Below are 16952 nucleotides of genomic sequence, written 5' to 3' on the forward strand. Positions count from 1 at the left end.
GTTTTTACCCTTGGTACCTCGCATGTCTACTGATTCCGATTTCTCGCTCGCCACGCGCCGCCGCTTCATGCTGGCCGCTGCGGCCTCCGGCCTGGGCACGGCAGTCCCCAGCCTGGCCTGGGCGCAGGACAAGCCGCAAAAAGGCGGCACCTTGAACCTGCTGCTCTTCCCCGAGCCGCCGACCTTGACGACGATTGCGCACACGGCGGGCTCGTCGGTGACGATCTCGGGCAAGGTCACCGAGGGGCTGCTGACCTATGACTTCAACCTCAACCCGCAGCCGCAGCTGGCTGTAGCCTGGACCATCAGCCCCGATGGCCTGGTCTACCGCTTCCAGCTGCGCCAGGGGGTCAAATGGCATGACGGCAAGCCCTTCACGTCGGCCGATGTGGTGCATTCGATTGCGCTGCTCAAGGAGTTCCACCCCCGGGGCCGCGCCACCTTTGCCGGCGTGGCCGAGGTGCAGGCCCCCGACGCGCACACGGTGGTACTGCAACTGAGCCGCCCCATCCCGTACCTGATCACGGCGCTGGCGGCCTCGGAGTCGCCGATCGTGCCCAAGCACCTCTATGCCAGCGGCCGGGCCGATACCAACCCGGCCAACAATGCGCCGGTGGGCACGGGCCCCTTTGTGTTCAAGGAATGGGTGCGCGGCAGCCATGTGATCTACGAGCGCAACCCGCATTACTGGGATGGCGACAAGCCCTATATCGACCGGCTGGTGGTGCGCTTTATCCCCGACGCCGCCGCGCGCACGGCAGCCATCGAAAGCGGCCAGGTGCAGATTGCACCCAGCTCGCCAGTGCCCTTTGCCGAGGTGGAGCGCCTGCGCGCCAAGCCCGGCCTGCAGTTCGAGACCCGGGGCTATGAATACATCAACAGCGTCTACCGCCTGGAGTTCAACCTGGAGAGCGAGCCGCTCAAGGACCTGCGCGTGCGCCAGGCTATTGCCCATGCGCTGCAGCGCGAGAACCTGCTCAAGGTCGCCTGGTACGGCCAGGGCAGGCTGACCACCGGGCCGGTGCACCCGGCGCTGAAGAAGTTCTATGTGCCCGATCTGCCGGTGCTGCCCTATGACCTGAAACGTGCCGAGAAGCTGCTGGACGACGCGGGCCTGACGCGTGGCAAGGCCGGCGGCCAGTGGCGTGCGCGGCTGAACCTGACCCCCATCCCCAACGAGGGCGGCCAGCGCACCGGCGACTTCCTCAAGCAGGCGCTGGGCCGCATCGGCATCGATGTGCAGATCAACAGCCAGGACTTTGCCACCTACATCAAGCGCATCTACACCGACCGCGCCTTTGACCTGCATGTGAGCGCGATGAGCAACACCTTTGACCCGACGGTGGGCATCCAGCGGCTGTACTGGTCCAAGAGCTTTCAGCGCGGGCTGCCGTTCTCGAACGGCGCGCATTACGCCAGCCCCGAGGTGGACCGCCTGCTGGAATCTGCCGCCATCGAGATGAACGAGGCCCAGCGCATCCGCGAGGTGGCGGAGTTCCAGAAGCACATCGCCACCGACCTGCCCGACATCACCTTGGTCGCCCCCGACATCTACACGATTGCCGACAAGCGCGTGCGCAACCACACCGTGGGTGCGGATGGCGTGGCCGGCAACCTGGCCGGCGTCTGGCTGGCCGCGTCCTGATCCATCTGCCTAGGAGAAACCGATGACAAGCCCTTCCGAAACATCGAACGTACCAGGTCAACAACCGAGCTCCCTCTGGTACACCCGCTGCCCGGTGCCGTCGCCACTGGGCATTGCCGCGCAGCAAGGCTGGCTGCAAGAGGCCTTTGCGGCGCTGGGCATTGGGGTGGAGTCCATCTTTGACTCCAAGGACCGCAAGGTGCGCGAGAGCCATTTCGACCACAGCCTGCCCTGGTCCTTCCGCCAGGGCGGCAATATCCCGCCGATCTGGGCGCGGGCCAAGGGCCGCGATACGCGCCTGGTCGCCATCACCTGGACGGATGAGTTCCAGGCGCTGGTGACCTTGCCGGGCCAGGGCATCGACAAGCCCGAGGACCTGGCCGGCAAGCGCTTTGGCGTGCCCAGCCGGGTCAATGACCTGATCGACTTCCACCGCGCGACTGCCCTCAAGGGCCTGGTCTCGGGACTGTCTCTGGTGGGCCTGCAGCACAGCGATGTGCAGCTGGTCGACTTGGTGATCGAGGAGTCGGTGATCCAGCAGCATGGCACGCCCAGCCTGTTCGGGCTGCGCCGCCGCCACCCGTATTTCCGCGAGGCTGATGCCCTCGTGCGTGGCGAGGTCGATGCGATCTTTGTCAAAGGCGCCGAGGGCCTCTTGGTGGCCAACCTGATTGGAGCGCAGCTGGTCAGCGAGTTTGGCCGCCACCCCGATCCGCGCGTGCGCATCAACAACGGCACACCACGCACCCTGACGGTGGACGCCGCGCTGGCCGAGCAGCGCCCGGACCTGGTTCTGGAGCTGCTGCGTGTGGTGCAGCGCGCCGGCCGTTGGGCCGAGGCCCATCCCGACGAGACGCTGCGCTTTGTCGCCCGCGAGATCGCCACCAGCGAAGAGGCCATCCTGGCCTCCAACGGCGCAGACCTGCACCATCACCTGGGCATCAGCCTGGAGCCGGAGCTGGTCGATGCGATTGGCTACTTCAAGGACTTTTTGCTGGAATGGGGCTTTTTGCCGGCCGATTTCTCGGTCGCCGACTGGGTGGATGCCCGGCCGCTGAACCGCCTGCTGGCCGAGGGTGCGGCGCCGCAAACCGCCGCCGAGCCCGAGGCGCTGCGGGCATGAGTGCGAACCCGCATCCCCGCGTGCTGGTCTGCGGCGCCAGCGGGCGCCTGGGCCAGCTGCTGGTGCCGCGCCTGCTGGCCCGGCAGGCACGGCCAAGAGTATTCGTGCGCCAAGCCGCCACTGCGCAGGCGCTGTGGGGCGATACCGTCGAGGTGGCCCAGGGCAGTTTTGAGGATGCTGCGGCCTTGAGCCAGTCCCTCGTCGGCATTGAGCGCCTCTTTCTGCTCTCTCCAATCACCCCGGCGCTGGCCGAGCAGCAACTACGTGTGATCGAAGCTGCGCGCGCTGCCGGTGTGCAGCACATCGTCAAACTCTCCGGCTCGGACTGGACCATTGACCCTCCTGGCCGTTCGCTGTCCGGCGATGCCCATGGCCGCATCGAGGAGGGCCTGCAGGCCAGCGGCATCTCCCACACGGTGCTGCGCCCCAATGCCTGGATGCAGGTGGGCCTGTCGCGCATTGCGGCTGATCTGCGCAGCGGGGATGTGCTGCGCTCCCAGCACCTGGGCGCTGGCGTCTCCTACCTCGATGCACGCGACATTGCCGATGTGGCTGTTGAAGCGCTGCTGAACCCTGAAGCTGCCCAGCAGCGCCTGGGCGCCCCCGGCCCCTGGGTGCTGACCGGCAGCCAGGCACTGCGCCCGCAAAAACTGGCCGAGATCGCATCGCGCCTGCTGGGCCGTCCCATTACCGCCGCCGCGCCTGTGTCCGCCGCCGCCGACCCCTTTATCGCGCAGGTGCATGGCGAGTTTTTTGCGCTGATGCGCGCGGGCCATGCGGCTGCGGTGACGGCCACGGTGCGGCAGGTGCTGGGGCGCGAGCCGCGGACGGTGGAGGGGTTTTTGGCGGAAGAGCTCGGGGCTTTGGCGGTGGCGGCTTGAGGGGCAGGCAGCGGGTCAGCAGTGTCTGGTGGTCCTGAAAGCCAGGCCATCGGTTGGAGGGATGCCCAATTGTTGGGGCGCAGCTCCGTCAGCGGGCTTCTTCACCGGTGGTGCAGACATGCGTGGCTTTGGAGCGGCCTGGTCAGTTGACCATCGCCAAGCAGGCCTTCGAGCAAGCCCTGCAAGCCTCTGCACATCGCACGCAATGGTCATGCGGGTGATGGGCGCACTCGTTCGCGCAAGCGAGGCAGACCTCGCTGCATAGCCTGCAGAAGTGTTTCGCCATTTCGCTGTTGCGCGCCATGGCACCCACAGCGAGCGAGCAGATGGCTGCGCAATCGGCATCCAGCGCAATGCAGCGTGCCATCATTTTGGGATCGTCCTCTTGGAGGCAGCCTGCAAAGCATTCGTTGCATGCAATCACGCAGGCGTTGCATGCGTCAATACAGGCCTGATAAGGGTTGGTGGTGGTCATCAGCGTCTCCTGTTGCAAAACCATGTTTTACGCCTTGCGCGCGGCTGAGGCTGTAGGAATGACGCGTTCATTCCTCTGCATCCAGGGTGGCCTGCGGCTGTCCCGCAGTGAACCGTTGTAGGACGCGGGATCGACGGCCATGGGTCCTTAGCACTCCTGTACCCGATTCCAGGCGGTCATTCGGCCTACGTCAGCTTCCGGTCGCAGCTGAGAGGCCCAGCACCTGGCTTGCCCGCAGACTGGTGACAATCATTGCTCGAAGCTGGCAGGAGGTTCCGTACTTTCAACGGAATGAATCCAAAACGCTTTCAGCGTATAGCGCACATGCCCATTTCTTCCAAACTCTCCACCCCTATGAGCCGCCGCCTAGGCCTTATCAGCATCGGTTCCGCCATCGCAGCCCTGGTCTCCGGCTGTTCGGGTGCCCAGGTTCTGGACCACCTGGTGGCCCATGACACCTACCACGGCCCCACGGGCCTACCCTATGGGCCCGATCCGCGTCATCTGCTGGATGTGTACCAGCCACAGGCCAGCACGGTGCCCGGCCCAGCACCGGTGGTGCTGTTTTTTTATGGCGGCAACTGGACCAGCGGCGAGCGGGCCGAGTACCGTTTCGTCGGCGAGGCGCTGGCTGCGAACGGCATCATCGCGGTGGTGGCCGACTACCGGCTGAGCCCCCAGGTGCAGTACGACGGCTTTCTGGGCGATTGCGCGTTGGCGCTGCAGTGGACCTTGGCGCATACCGCCAGCCTGGGTGGCGACCCGGCGCGGGTGATGGTGATGGGCCATTCGGCCGGGGCTTACAACGCCGCGATGCTGGCCTTGGACACGCGCTGGCTCGCGCCTTTGGGCCTGGCACCGGATCGCCTTGCAGGCTGGATAGGTCTGGCCGGGCCCTACGACTTTTTGCCGCTGGTGGACCCCCAGGTTCAGGTCGCTTTTAACTGGCCGCACACTCCGGCCGATTCCCAGCCGATCTTCTATGCCGAGGCCAAGGCCCCCCGCACTTTGCTGCTGGCCGCACGCAACGACAAGATCGTTGATACGCAGCGCAACACCGTCGGCCTGGCAAACCGGTTGCGGGCGGCCGGTACCAATGTGGATATGCGGATCTTTGACCGGCTCAGCCACGTGACGACGGTTGCCGCGCTGGCCCGGCCGCTGGACTGGCTGGCGCCGGTTCTGCCGACGGTGGTGGACTTTGTACGCGGGGATCCGAAACCGGCGCCATGACCTCTTAGGGGAGCGCCGCCGTGACCGGATGGGCCTCGGCGTCAAGCCTGCTTTGCACCCGGTGCCCAGGTGGATCCCTCGTGGCGGGAGTCGCATGGCGACGGGCTGGCGGCGCTAAGATCGTGGTCTTGGCCAGACCCGGCCCTCCGCCACCACCGCACAACGGTGCCAGCCAGCGCTGCTGTCAACCGCTTCCATGCATCACCTCTACACCCACCCGCACCAGGGCGCGTTTGGCAATGGCCTTGCCAAGTTGTTCAATTCGCGCCGCTTTGCCACGTACCGGCGAGCGGCGATGTCTCGCTTGCCCTTTATGGCCTTGGACAGCGATGTGGTGGACGTGGTCTACATGAACTGGCTGGTGGACGAAGCCCTGGCAGCACCCTTTGCCCCGCCGGGCGCGCGCCTCTGGTCTCACCAGGGCCGCACTCCGCTCACGGTGCTGACCTATCGGCATGGCCATTTTGGTCCCCGTTGGATGGGGCCCTTGAGGCGCCTGATGCCTTCGCCGCTGCAGAGCAACTGGCGCCTGTACCTCGCAGAGCCGCTGTCTGATGCGCCGCCCATTCCCACCGTCGCCTTTGTCTACAACATGATGGACAGCCTCGCCTATGTGGCCGGGACGCGCCTGTTCAGTGATGCCTTGCCATCCCATTGGCCAGCCCGTTTCGATTTCCGCGTGACTCCCAATGAGGCCATCATCGGCATCGCGCCCGGCGAGGGCAGCGCGCCAAGATTGGCGGCCAGGGCTGTCAGGGCGGCCGGGGCGGGGGAGGCCGTTTTGCCGCCTCCCTGGTCCGGGATGTTCAATGGCTGGCCGGATGCGATCGTTCGGCTGGCCTCCCAGGATGCCGCGGTGGTGGAGGTGCCGACAGCGGAGGGTGCCCCTGCCAGGTCGGCCTTGGCGACGATTGCATTGCCGGTGGATGCCGCCTCGGTGGAGCCCTTGCTGCTGGATACGCACACCCTGGACTGTCCGTTGCTGCAAAGGCTGGATGCGGACCCGGAGGCGCTCTGCTTTCTGCTGCCCAGCGTGCGCTTTTCTGCATTGTCCGAACGGCTGTTGCGCGCTTCTGCCTGAGGCGGGCCCGCTGCGTCAGCGTCGTTTACCCATTAAAAATGGACGCTTGACGAAAACCAACCAACTAGTAGAATGGCTCATCTTTGAATGCGCTAGCTGCCCACCCGATGACTGTTGAACTCTCCCCCCGCGCCACTGAATTGGCAGAACACGCCCGGCACCTGCTGGCCGCCGGCGGCTACAACGGCTTTAGCTATGCGGATCTCTCTGACAAGGTGGGCATCGGCAAGGCCAGCATCCACCACCATTTCCCCAGCAAGGCGGACTTGGTGTTGACAGTGGTTCAGCGCCACCGGCAGCAATCCACTGAGGGCTTGGCAGCGATGCAGCAGCATATCGGCGACGATCCACAGGCCCAATTGAGCGCTTATGTGGATTACTGGGCGCGCTGCATACGTGATGGTTCATCGACGATGTGCATCTGCGCGATGCTGGCCGCTGAGGCGCCGATGATTCCGCCGGAAATAGCAGCGGAAGTGCGTGGCTATTTCCAGGATCTGACGCAGTGGCTGGCAGCGGTCATCTCGCAAGGCCAGGCCAAAGCACAGTTCAAGCCGGAAGCGGCTGCGCCGGTAGAAGCGCTCGCCTTGATGTCCACCGTGCATGGCGCGATGCTGACGGCTCGCGCCTTGGGTGACCCCGAAGCTTTCCAGACGATTGTGCGCGCTGCGATACATCGGCTGGCCGTGTGAAGGATGGCCCGCTCACCTAGGGGAGCCGGGCCCTCTATTTTTTGCCCTGCAAACCAATCAACTAGTCGGTTGTTTTAAGAAAGTCTACCCCATGCCACATCCCATCTCGACCCTTGGTGCGGTACACACCGCCATCAGTGTGCTGCCGCTCGCTGCCGGCTTGTACAGCTTTGTCCGCTACCACGCGATTGAGCCGGCCAGGCGCTCGGGTCAGCTGTACCTGGTCAGCATGCTGCTGTCCGTGCTCACGGCGTTCGGCCTGTCCAGCACCGGAGGCTTCAATGCCGGCCATGCCCTTGGCATTCTGGCGCTGCTGGTGATCGGCGGGTCATTGCTCATCCGGCAGCTGCCGCTGTTCCCGCGCCTGGTTCCCTATCTGTCGCAGTTTGGCTTTTCTTTCAGCTTCTTTCTGCTATTGGTCCCTGCCATTGGCGAGACCTTGACGCGTCTGCCGGTAGGCCATCCCCTGGCCACAGGGCCAGAATCACCGTTGGTGCGCGGCACGGTGCTGGCGTGGTTGGTCATCTTTTTGGTGGCAACCGGCTGGCAAATGTGGTGGATGCGCTCGCAGCGCAAGCGCTGATTCGGCAAAACCGGTTGTCTTCCGGAGGACAAGAGGTGGTGCAGAGGGTCCGCAACAGTGCTTTTGGAATAACCGGGCTTCTCGGGTACCAGCCGGTAAACACCGCCTTTGGCTGACAGACAACGCCCCCGCCTGGTGCTGCAATAGTTGCCGACTCATCCAATTCAGCGGCCCTAAGAACGTTCAGCGACTGCTCCAATGGGTAGAAGTCTTCCGTTCAACCTGGGGCCCGAGGGCCTGAAAGTGGAAGCAATGACGCAATCGCATGGCAAACCCATCGCTAGAAACATAACGGTAGCGATCCTGGTCCTGGTGACCTTGTTTTTGGTGGGGGGCGGGGGATGGCTGATCGCGCTCGGTGGCTCGGCCTACTACCTGGTGGCAGGCGTGGTGCTGGCCGTCATCACCTGGTTGTATGCGCGTGACCGCGTCGCAAGCCTGTGGTTGTATGCGGTGCTGCTGTTCGCGACGATCGCATGGGGCATCTGGGAGTCGGGGACCGATTTCTGGGCGCTGACGCCGCGGCTGGATATCTGGTTTGTGCTGGGCCTGTGGCTGGTACTGCCCTGGGCGAGCCGGCGGCTGCTGCCCAGCGCGGGTGCGAAATCGCTGCTGTCGCTGGGACTGGTGGCAGTGCTCGCGGTGCTGGGCCTGAGCTGGTTCAACGATCCGCAAGAAGTCAATGGCAGCCTGGCGCGCGCGCCGTCGGCCCAGAAAACGCCGGTGGCGGGCGTGGCCGATGCCGACTGGCCCTCCTATGGACGCACCCAGGCAGGGGTGCGCTACTCGCCGCTGGCGCAGATCAACGACAGCAACGTGAACAAGCTCCAGCTGGCCTGGAAGTACCAGACGGGTGACTTCAAGGGCGAAGACGACTCGGGCGAAACCACGGCAGAGCTGACGCCGATCAAGGTGGGCAACCGCATGTTCATCTGCACGACGCACCAGTTCCTCGATGCCCTCGACCCGGCAACCGGCAAGCGCTTGTGGCGCTTTGATCCGCAGCTGAAAGCCGACCGCACCTTCCAGCATCTGACCTGCCGAGGCGTGTCCTACTACGACAGCGCCAACGTCGAGGCCAACAGCGCCAGCGTGCAGAAGAACCTGACCCAGGCCTCTGCCGAGTGCCCCCGCAAGGTGATCCTGCCGGTGAACGATGGGCGCCTGTTCGCGGTGAACCCGGACACCGGCAAGCCTTGCAGCGACTTTGGCAACCAGGGCCAGGTGGATCTGCAGGCCAATATGCCCTTTCCTTACCGGGGCGGCTACAACCCCACATCGCCCCCGGTGGTGACGGGCTCGACGATCGTGATTGGCGGCTCGATCACCGACAACCTGTCCAACGCGGAACCTTCTGGCGTGATTCGCGGTTATGACGTCAATACCGGCGCGCTGCGCTGGGTGTTCGATACCGGTGCTGAGGACCCGAACCAGATGCCCGGCGAGAAAGGCGAGTTCGTGCACAACTCCCCCAATGCCTGGGCGCCGCTGGCCTATGACGCCCAGACCGACATCGTCTACGTGCCGACTGGCGTCGGGACGCCCGATATCTGGGGCGGCGACCGGACCCCATTGAAGGAGCGCTATGCCAATTCGATGCTGGCCCTGGATGCCAGCACCGGCAAGCTGGTCTGGCACTTCCAGACCACCCACCATGATCTCTGGGACATGGATGTGCCAGCGCAGCCCTCTCTGGTCGACCTCAAGCGCCCGGACGGTACGACGGTGCCTGCCATTTATGTGTTGACCAAGACCGGGCAGCTGTTTGTGCTCAATCGGACGAATGGCGAAGCGATCCTGCCTGTGACTGAAAAGCCGGTGCCGCAAAGCGTCAAGCGCGGCCCGCAAACCAATGGAGAACACTATGCGCCGACGCAGCCGTTCTCGCCGTTGAACATGGGGCCGCATGAGAATTTGACGGACCGGAACATGTGGGGCGCCACGATGTTCGACCAGCTGATGTGCCGCGTGATCTTCCACCGCCTCAATTACGAAGGTATCTATACGCCGCCGTCGGAAAATGGCACCTTGGTGTTTCCGGGCAACCTTGGTGTATTCGAGTGGGGAGGCATGGCGGTGGACAGCGACCGCCAGATCGCGTTCATGAACCCGCTGGGTCTGCCCTTTGTATCGCGCCTGATCCCGGCGGACCCGAACCGTCCGCGCACCGAAAAGGGCGCAGGCACCGAGCAGGGCGTGCAGCCTATGTATGGCACGCCGTATGGGGTAGAGCTCAATGCCTTTTTGTCGCCGCTGGGCCTGCCCTGCAAGGAGCCGGCATGGATGACGGTCGTGGGTGTGGATCTGGCGACGCATGAAGTCGTGTGGCGCAAGCGCGTGGGCACCATCCGCGACAGCCTGCCCAAGCTGATGGAGCTGCCGCCGATCAAGGCCGGTGTGCCGGGTTTGGGTGGCCTGATCTCCACCGGCGGCAACCTGATGTTCATCGGCGCGACCCAGGACAACTACCTGCGCGCGTTCAACGCCAGCAATGGCGAACTGCTCTGGCAGGCACGCCTGCCCGCCGGCGGCCAGGCGACGCCGATGACCTACGACATCGGCGGCAAGCAGTATGTGGTCATCATGGCCGGCGGGCATGGCTCGTTCGGCACCAAGCTGGGTGATTCGCTGATGGCTTATGCGCTGCCGGATTGAGTGGAAGACGAAGGGATAGCGGGCGCTGCTGCACCAGCGGCACCGCTTTCGCAGAGGCACCCTGGGTCTTTGCAAGAATTGTTACGATTCGCCTACCCGGCCATCCTTGGCCGGGTTTTTGCCGTCTCGCTTGGCCGTTTATGAATTCCTCGTCTCCCTCCTATGTCATTGGTATCGATCTGGGCACCAGCCACACGGTGGTGGCCTATGCACCACTGACGGCGGCGGGTGACGAGATTGCGCTGCTGACCATTCCCCAGCGCAGCAGTGCGGGCGAGGTACAGGCGCAGACCCTGCTGCCCTCGGTGCGCTACCAGGCGGCTGCGGGGGAGCTGGGCGATGCCTGGCAACAGCCCTGGCCGCCGCAAGGCGCGAGCGATGAAGCACCGGCGGTGGTAGGACGCTGGGCCCGTGATCTGGGCACCGCCGTGCCCAGCCGCCTGGTGGCCAGCGCCAAAAGCTGGCTGTCGCACCCGGGGGTGGACCGCAGCGCGGCCATCCTGCCCTGGGGCGCCGGCGACGAGGTCGCCAAGATATCGCCGCTGGCGGCATCGGCCTCCTACCTGGCCCATGTGAAGGCGGCCTGGGAGCAGGCCCATCCGCAGGCGCCACTGAGCGCGCAGATCGTTGTGCTGACGGTGCCCGCCTCGTTTGATGAGGGCGCGCGCGCGCTGACTGTGGAGGCCGCTCAACGGGCCGGCCTGCCGCAGGTGCATTTGCTCGAAGAGCCCAAGGCCGCTTTTCACGACTGGCTGGTACTGCAGGGCGAGCAGCTGGCTGCGCGGCTCGCCGACAGCCGGTTGGTGCTGGTGGTGGATGTGGGCGGAGGCACCACCGACCTGACCCTGATCCAGGTCGAGCCCGCCGCCGATGGCGGCCTGCCGAGCCTGACACGCACTGCCGTGGGCGAGCACCTGATGCTGGGCGGCGACAACATGGATCTGGCGCTGGCCCACCAGCTGGAGCCCCAGTTTGCGCCCGAGGGCCAGCGCCTGCCGGCGGCCCGTTTTGCGCAGCTGGTGCAGCGCTGCCGCATCGCCAAGGAGCAGTTGCTGGCGGCTGATGCGCCCGAGCAGGTCGCCGTGACCCTGCTGGGCGGCGGCAGCCGCCTGCTGGCCCAAAGTAAGACGGCCAGCCTGAGCCGCGTCCAGGTGCAGCAATGGGTGGTTGAAGGCTTCTTGCCGCTCGCCGAGCGCAGCGCGGTGCCCAGCAAACGCCAGGGTGCCTTGCGCGGCTTTGGCTTGCCCTACCCGGCCGATGCGGCCATCACCCGGCATCTGGCGCAGTTTCTGGCGCAGCATGCGGGCAACGGCGGGGCGCAGGCGCTGCCCGATACCGTCTTGCTCAATGGCGGCGTGTTCCATGCGCATGCGGTGGTGGAGCGGCTGACGCAGCAGCTCAGCGCCTGGCGCGGCACGCCGGTGCGCGTGCTGCACAACCCGCACCCCGACTGGGCCGTGGCCCGGGGCGCGGCCGCCTATGGCCTGACCCGTTTTGCGCCCGAGGCTGAGCCCGCCGCAGCGCTACCCGCAACCACCGGTGCAGCAGCACCGCCTGTGGCCCCTCTGCGCAGCCGCTTGCCGCAGATTGGGGGCGGATCGGCGCGCAGCTACTGGCTGCTGCTGCCCGGTGCCAAGGGCGCAGCACCCCAGGGCCTGTGCCTGCTGCCAAGGGGCACGCAGGAAGGGGTGCGCATGGTGTTATCCGGCCGGCGCTTTGCGCTCAAGCTGGGCCAGGCGGTGCGCTTTGACCTGCTGGCCAACAGCTTGCCCAGCTTGCCAGCCCAGGCCGGGCAACTGGCGCCGTTGCAGGGCGATGGTTGGGTGGAGCTGCCGCCGCTGGCCACCGTGTTGCCCGCGCCCGAGGGCCAGCACCAGGCCCAGATCGAGGTGCAGCTGCAGGCCAGCATGACCGAAGTCGGCACCCTGGAGGTGCGCTGCGTGGCGGTCGATGACCCGAGCCAATCCTGGCTGCTGCCGCTCAGCCTGCGCGGCACAGTGCAGGCAGCGGATGACAGCGCGGCCACCGCTGACAGCGCCGGCGAGGCGCATGCCAGCGCACGCCGGGAGCAGGCGATTGCGCAGATCGACCGTATTTTTGGCAACCAGGCGCAGGCGGTGGACGCCAAGGAGGTACGCCAGCTGCGCCAGGTGCTGGAGCGGCTGCTGGGCCCGCGCAACAGCTGGGATCTGGCACTGCTGCGCGCGATGTTTGATGCGCTGCTGGCGCGTGCCAAGCGCCGCCGCCGCACGCCCGAGCATGAGCGCGCTTGGCTGAACCTGGCCGGCTGGTGCCTGCGCCCGGGGCTGGGTGCGCAGTTGGATGCCTGGCGGGTGGAGCAGGTCTGGGCGCTGTACCCGCAAGGCCTGGGCCATGGCAAGGAGCCGGGCAACTGGACCGAATGGTGGGTGTTCTGGCGTCGTGTGGCGGCTGGCTTGAATGAAGCGCAGCAGATGGAGCTGCTCGAAGACGTGGCCGGCCACATGCAAAAGGCGGTGCAGCAGACCGCCCGCAAGCGCGCCGATGGCAGTGGCGGCAAAAGCAGCCATGGCAGCTATGACGACATGCTGCGCCTGTTTGCCGCGATGGAGGCCGTGCCTTGGCAGTACCGCCAGGAGATGGGCCAGTGGATGCTGCAGCGCCTGAAGCGCGACGGCGAAACCGTGCAGACCTGGTGGGCCATCGGCCGCCTGGCCGCCCGCCAGCCGATGGCCGCCAATGCCCACCTCGTCATGCCACCCAACGCCGCCCAGGAGTTTGTGCAGGCCACGCTGGCCCAGGACTGGCGCCGCAACGAGACCGCCATGTTTGCCGCGCTGCAGATGGCGCGCATGACCGGCGACCGCGCCCGCGACCTGCCCGATGCGCTGCGCAGCGCGGTGCTGGACAAGATGCGCAGCAGCGGCGCACCCGAGCGCTGGATCGCGATGGTGAGCCAGGTGGTGGAGATGGATGCCGAAGACCAGCAGCGCAGCCTGGGCGACAGCCTGCCGCCGGGTTTGGCGTTGCTGTAAGCGCCTGTTCAAGCGCTCATCACGCCGCGGCCGTGGCTTGGAACAGGCCTTTCGTCCCGTGTTTGGGCGCTGGCCTCTGCTGCAATCGCGACGGGTAGCTGCGCCCGTCGCGGCATTGTGGCCACCGGCCAGTGCAACAATGGCGGCTGCGCCGCGCGGAACTGCGGGCGCGGTGCCACTTTCAGGAGATATTGCAATGATGTTTGACACGACCCCCTCTTCAGCTTGCTTGCCGCGCCGTGCTGCGCTGGCTGCGGCACTGGCCGCCGTGCTGGCGGGCGGCGTGCTACCCCAGGCCTGGGCACAAGGGAGTACTGCCAGCAGTACGGCCAACTGGCCGAACAAGCCCATCACCTTTGTCGTGCCCCAGGCCCCCGGTGGTGCCAATGATGTGATTGCCCGCGCCGTCGCACAGGGCCTGGGCCAGTCGCTCGGCCAGCCGGTGATTGTGGAGAACCGGGCAGGGGCCAATGGCAATGTGGGCACCAGCCAGGTGGCGCGCAGCGCGGCCGATGGCTACACCTTTCTGGTGACGGCGCAGAGCGCCTACACGATCAACCCGGCGCTCTACAGCTCGGTGCCTTTTGACCCGATCAAGGACTTCACGCCGGTGATGCAACTGGCCGTGGCGCCTTACCTGCTGGTGGTGAACCCGAACTTCCCGGCCAAGAACCTGGACGAGCTGGTGGCCTATGCCAAGCAGCACCCGGGCAAGGTCGAGTACGCATCGGCCGGCAATGGCACCTTGAACCATTTGCTGGGCGAGATGCTGAAAAAGCAAAAGGGCGTGGACCTGCTGCATGTGCCTTACAAAGGCGCCTCGGCTGCCGCGACCGATGTGGTCGCCGGCCAGTTGCCGATGACCTTTGGCAGCTTTCCCGGTGTGATGCCCTTTGTCAGCAGCGGCAAGCTGCGCGTTTTGGGCGTGGCCTCGGACAAGCCGACCCAGCTGGCGCCTGAGATCCCGCCGCTGGGCAAGGGCCTGGCCGTCACCAGCTGGTACGGCCTGTTTGCACCAGCCGGCACGCCCGATACCGTCGTCGTGCGCCTGCATGCCGCGATCACCAAGGTGCTGGCCACGCCGGTGATGGCCGAGCGCCTGAAGACCCTGGGCGCGGAGTCTGTGGTGTCGACCCCGCAGAGCTTCAAGGCCAGCCTGCCGGCCGAGCTGGCCTACTGGAAGCAGGTGGTGCAGGACTCGGGAGCGCACATTGACTGAGCCCCAAGACGCCGCACTGCTGGACGCCTGCAGGCAATTGCCCGTCGTCGGCCTGCTGCCGGCGGGCCCGCGCAATGCCATCACCGATGTGGCTGGCCTGCGCCTGGGGCATTGCACCTTGGCCGATGGCGATCTGCAGACCGGGATCACGGTGCTGATCCCGCCGCAAGACAACCCCTTTATGCACAAGCTGCCCGCCGGCCTGGCGGTGATCAACGGCTTTGGCAAGAGTGCCGGCCTGGTGCAACTGGCAGAGCTGGGCCAGATCGAAACCCCGATTGCGCTGACCAATACCTTTGGCGTCTCGGCCGTGGTGCAGGCGCAGATTGCGCAGTGCATTGCGGCCAACCCCGAATGCGGCCGCAGCCTGCCCACCGTGAATGCGCTGGTGCTGGAATGCAATGATGGCTACCTGAGCGATATCCAGCGCATGGCCATGGGCCCGGCGCACTACCAGGCGGCGCTGGACAGCGCTTCACCCGACGTGGTGCAGGGGGCGGTGGGTGCGGGCCGGGGCATGTCGGCCTTCCAGCTCAAGGGCGGCATCGGCAGCGCATCGCGCCAGGTCGTTGTGGGCGAGCAGCGCTATACCGTGGGTGCGCTGGTGCTGGCCAATATGGGCAAGCTGGCCGATCTGCGCTGGGGCGGCCAGGCGCCGGGCGCAGCGCTGGAGCGGCGGCTGCAGGCCAAGCTGGCCGCGGGCGCAGTGGCAGGTGCCGCAGTAGGCGATGGTGTGGACAAGGGCAGCATCATCATGCTGCTGGCCACCGATGCGCCACTGGACAGCCGCCAGCTCAGCCGCGTGGCGCGGCGTGCCGCCGCCGGCCTGGCCAACACCGGCTCCTGTTACGGCCATGGCAGCGGCGATATCGCGCTGGCGTTCTCGACGGCCTACACCCTGCCCGCCGATGCGGCCACGCCGATGCCGGCGCTGGCGATGCTGCATGAGGCGCAGCTGGACCCGCTGTTCCGCGCGGCGGCCGATGCGGTGGAGCAATCCATTTTGAATGCGCTGTGGCATGCCCAGAGCGTGCAAGGGCGCGACGGCCACCAGCGCTGGGGGCTGCAAGAACTCTGCAAGGACTGAAGCGATGAAAGTACTGATTTCTGTCGATATCGAAGGCGTGGCCGGTGTCTACCACCCCGAGCAGGTGCGCGCAGGCAACCCCGAGTACGAGCGCGCGCGCCGCCTGATGGCCCAGGAGGCCAATGCTGCTGTCGAAGGCGCTTTTGCCGCTGGCGCGGAGGAGGTCTATGTCAACGACTCGCACGGCGGCTTTCGCAACATGCCGCCCGATCTGCTCGATGCGCGCGCCCAGGTCATCCAGGGCAAGCCGCGTTACCTGAGCATGGTGGCGGGCGTGGAGCTGGGGGTAGATGCGGTCTGCATGGTCGGCTACCACTCGCGCGCACAGGGCCGGGGCATCCTGGCCCACACCATCAACAGCTTTGCGTTTGCCAGCATCCATATCAACGGGCAGGAGGCCAGCGAGGCCAGCATTTACGGCGCTTTGGCAGGCGCCTATGGCGCGCCGGTGGTGATGCTGGCCGGCGACGATGTGCTGCGCGAGGAGAACCAGGCGATCTTCCCGCATGCGGTGTTTGTGCAGACCAAGCGCGCCACGGGCCAGGGCAGCGGCATCAGCCTCTCGCCCGAGCAGGCGCAGCAGGCGATCCGCGCCGGGGTGGAGCAGGGCCTGGCCGGCCGCGCGCGCTGCCAGCCGCTGCGAACGGCCAGCCCGGTGCAGGTGCAGATTGCCGCGACCTCGCCGGGCATGGCCGATCTGTTCTGCCAGTGGCCGGCCCTGGAGCGGGTCGATGGCCGCACGGTGCGCTTCAGCGCGCCGGACATCGAATCGGCCGTGCGCATGACCAATTGCCTGTCGGCCATGTCCAGCATGCTGCGCTGAGCGGCTGGGGCGGCGCCCTTGCTGGCATCGCCTGCTGTCTGCGAGAGAGCGGCGCCGGGCGGTCATGAGGCCGCTTCTGCAGCGCCTCTATTCATGGTCTTTCTCGCACCAAAGCATGGCAGTCTGCCGGTGGCGGGCTGGCTGTCGGCCGTGGAGCGCTGGCAGCTCCCGTTTTTGGCAGGACGGCTACGCGTTGGAACTGGCATGGAATATGCATCTACCCTGGTAGCAGGCCCAGGGCGGTCTGTTTTTCGGTAATCGCGAGTTACTTCTATAACGGCGTCTCTTGGTTGGTGGTGTCATGCCTCAGCTGAGGGATGCTTTTTTTGTGGTCTGGGCTGGGCCATGTGCTTTTTTGGGGTTCTGTTTACTACTGGCGTAGGGCTGCTGGCCGGGATGTGCGCCCGGCGGCGCAGTCACTTTCATTTGGCGCCAAATGAA

General features: G+C 66.1%; 13 protein-coding genes. 12 read left to right on the plus strand and 1 reads right to left on the minus strand.

Annotated elements, in window-relative coordinates:
- Positions 1-22: 22 nt before the first annotated feature.
- Genes ACCQ08_RS12060 through ACCQ08_RS12070 form a run of 3 tightly spaced genes read left to right on the plus strand, consistent with a single transcriptional unit; the run spans position 23 to position 3649 of the window.
- Positions 23-1645: an ABC transporter substrate-binding protein gene (locus ACCQ08_RS12060; protein ID WP_373449916.1), complete on the plus strand. Its 1623-nt coding sequence runs from the start codon at positions 23-25 to the stop codon at positions 1643-1645.
- A gap of 22 nt (positions 1646-1667) precedes the next feature.
- Complete coding sequence (locus ACCQ08_RS12065; protein ID WP_373449917.1) at positions 1668-2768, plus strand: ABC transporter substrate-binding protein; 1101 nt, start codon at positions 1668-1670, stop codon at positions 2766-2768.
- The gene (locus tag ACCQ08_RS12070; RefSeq protein ID WP_373449918.1) at positions 2765-3649 is read left to right on the plus strand and encodes an NAD(P)H-binding protein; all 885 of its coding nucleotides are present in this window, start codon (positions 2765-2767) and stop codon (positions 3647-3649) included. Before ACCQ08_RS12065 ends, ACCQ08_RS12070 begins: the two co-directional genes overlap by 4 nt.
- 142 nt (positions 3650-3791) lie before the next feature.
- Here the strand turns inward: ACCQ08_RS12070 and ACCQ08_RS12075 are convergent, their stop codons facing one another.
- Positions 3792-4124 (minus strand): four-helix bundle copper-binding protein, encoded by a 333-nt coding sequence (locus ACCQ08_RS12075; RefSeq protein ID WP_239809433.1) that lies wholly within the window; start codon positions 4122-4124, stop codon positions 3792-3794.
- Positions 4125-4448: 324 nt separating this feature from the next.
- On the opposite strand from ACCQ08_RS12075, the gene ACCQ08_RS12080 reads away from it, so the two are divergent.
- From ACCQ08_RS12080 to ACCQ08_RS12120, 9 genes are all read left to right on the plus strand, one after another.
- Complete coding sequence (locus ACCQ08_RS12080; RefSeq protein WP_373449919.1) at positions 4449-5357, plus strand: alpha/beta hydrolase; 909 nt, start codon at positions 4449-4451, stop codon at positions 5355-5357.
- 196 nt (positions 5358-5553) lie between these two features.
- Complete coding sequence (locus ACCQ08_RS12085) at positions 5554-6438, plus strand: hypothetical protein (protein WP_373449920.1); 885 nt, start codon at positions 5554-5556, stop codon at positions 6436-6438.
- Between the two features lie 107 nt (positions 6439-6545).
- Positions 6546-7130 (plus strand): TetR/AcrR family transcriptional regulator, encoded by a 585-nt coding sequence (locus ACCQ08_RS12090; RefSeq protein ID WP_373449921.1) that lies wholly within the window; start codon positions 6546-6548, stop codon positions 7128-7130.
- A gap of 91 nt (positions 7131-7221) precedes the next feature.
- Entirely contained in the window at positions 7222-7713 is a 492-nt protein-coding gene (locus ACCQ08_RS12095) for a hypothetical protein (protein ID WP_373449922.1), read from the plus strand.
- A 252-nt stretch (positions 7714-7965) separates the two neighbouring features.
- Entirely contained in the window at positions 7966-10368 is a 2403-nt protein-coding gene (locus tag ACCQ08_RS12100) for a glucose/quinate/shikimate family membrane-bound PQQ-dependent dehydrogenase (protein ID WP_373449923.1), read from the plus strand.
- Positions 10369-10508: 140 nt separating this feature from the next.
- A complete protein-coding gene (locus ACCQ08_RS12105; protein ID WP_373449924.1) occupies positions 10509-13382 on the plus strand; it encodes an Hsp70 family protein in 2874 nt (957 codons plus the stop codon).
- 196 nt (positions 13383-13578) lie between these two features.
- A complete protein-coding gene (locus ACCQ08_RS12110) occupies positions 13579-14601 on the plus strand; it encodes a tripartite tricarboxylate transporter substrate binding protein (RefSeq protein WP_239809426.1) in 1023 nt (340 codons plus the stop codon).
- A complete protein-coding gene (locus ACCQ08_RS12115; RefSeq protein WP_373449925.1) occupies positions 14594-15688 on the plus strand; it encodes a P1 family peptidase in 1095 nt (364 codons plus the stop codon). Before ACCQ08_RS12110 ends, ACCQ08_RS12115 begins: the two co-directional genes overlap by 8 nt.
- Positions 15689-15692: 4 nt before the next feature.
- A complete protein-coding gene (locus tag ACCQ08_RS12120) occupies positions 15693-16511 on the plus strand; it encodes a M55 family metallopeptidase (RefSeq protein WP_373449926.1) in 819 nt (272 codons plus the stop codon).
- Positions 16512-16952: the final 441 nt, after the last annotated feature.

Origin of the sequence: Comamonas sp. SY3, assembly GCF_041730275.1 — a bacterium.
GTDB classification, from domain to species: domain Bacteria; phylum Pseudomonadota; class Gammaproteobacteria; order Burkholderiales; family Burkholderiaceae_C; genus Comamonas; species Comamonas sediminis.

Coding starts and splice junctions, on each gene's coding strand:
- ACCQ08_RS12060 (WP_373449916.1), top strand. CDS start 23: ATGTCTACTGATTCCGATTTCTCGCTCGCCACGCGCCGCCGCTTCATG.
- ACCQ08_RS12065 (WP_373449917.1), top strand. CDS start 1,668: ATGACAAGCCCTTCCGAAACATCGAACGTACCAGGTCAACAACCGAGC.
- ACCQ08_RS12070 (WP_373449918.1), top strand. CDS start 2,765: ATGAGTGCGAACCCGCATCCCCGCGTGCTGGTCTGCGGCGCCAGCGGG.
- ACCQ08_RS12075 (WP_239809433.1), bottom strand. CDS start 4,124: ATGACCACCACCAACCCTTATCAGGCCTGTATTGACGCATGCAACGCC.
- ACCQ08_RS12080 (WP_373449919.1), top strand. CDS start 4,449: ATGCCCATTTCTTCCAAACTCTCCACCCCTATGAGCCGCCGCCTAGGC.
- ACCQ08_RS12085 (WP_373449920.1), top strand. CDS start 5,554: ATGCATCACCTCTACACCCACCCGCACCAGGGCGCGTTTGGCAATGGC.
- ACCQ08_RS12090 (WP_373449921.1), top strand. CDS start 6,546: ATGACTGTTGAACTCTCCCCCCGCGCCACTGAATTGGCAGAACACGCC.
- ACCQ08_RS12095 (WP_373449922.1), top strand. CDS start 7,222: ATGCCACATCCCATCTCGACCCTTGGTGCGGTACACACCGCCATCAGT.
- ACCQ08_RS12100 (WP_373449923.1), top strand. CDS start 7,966: ATGACGCAATCGCATGGCAAACCCATCGCTAGAAACATAACGGTAGCG.
- ACCQ08_RS12105 (WP_373449924.1), top strand. CDS start 10,509: ATGAATTCCTCGTCTCCCTCCTATGTCATTGGTATCGATCTGGGCACC.
- ACCQ08_RS12110 (WP_239809426.1), top strand. CDS start 13,579: ATGATGTTTGACACGACCCCCTCTTCAGCTTGCTTGCCGCGCCGTGCT.
- ACCQ08_RS12120 (WP_373449926.1), top strand. CDS start 15,693: ATGAAAGTACTGATTTCTGTCGATATCGAAGGCGTGGCCGGTGTCTAC.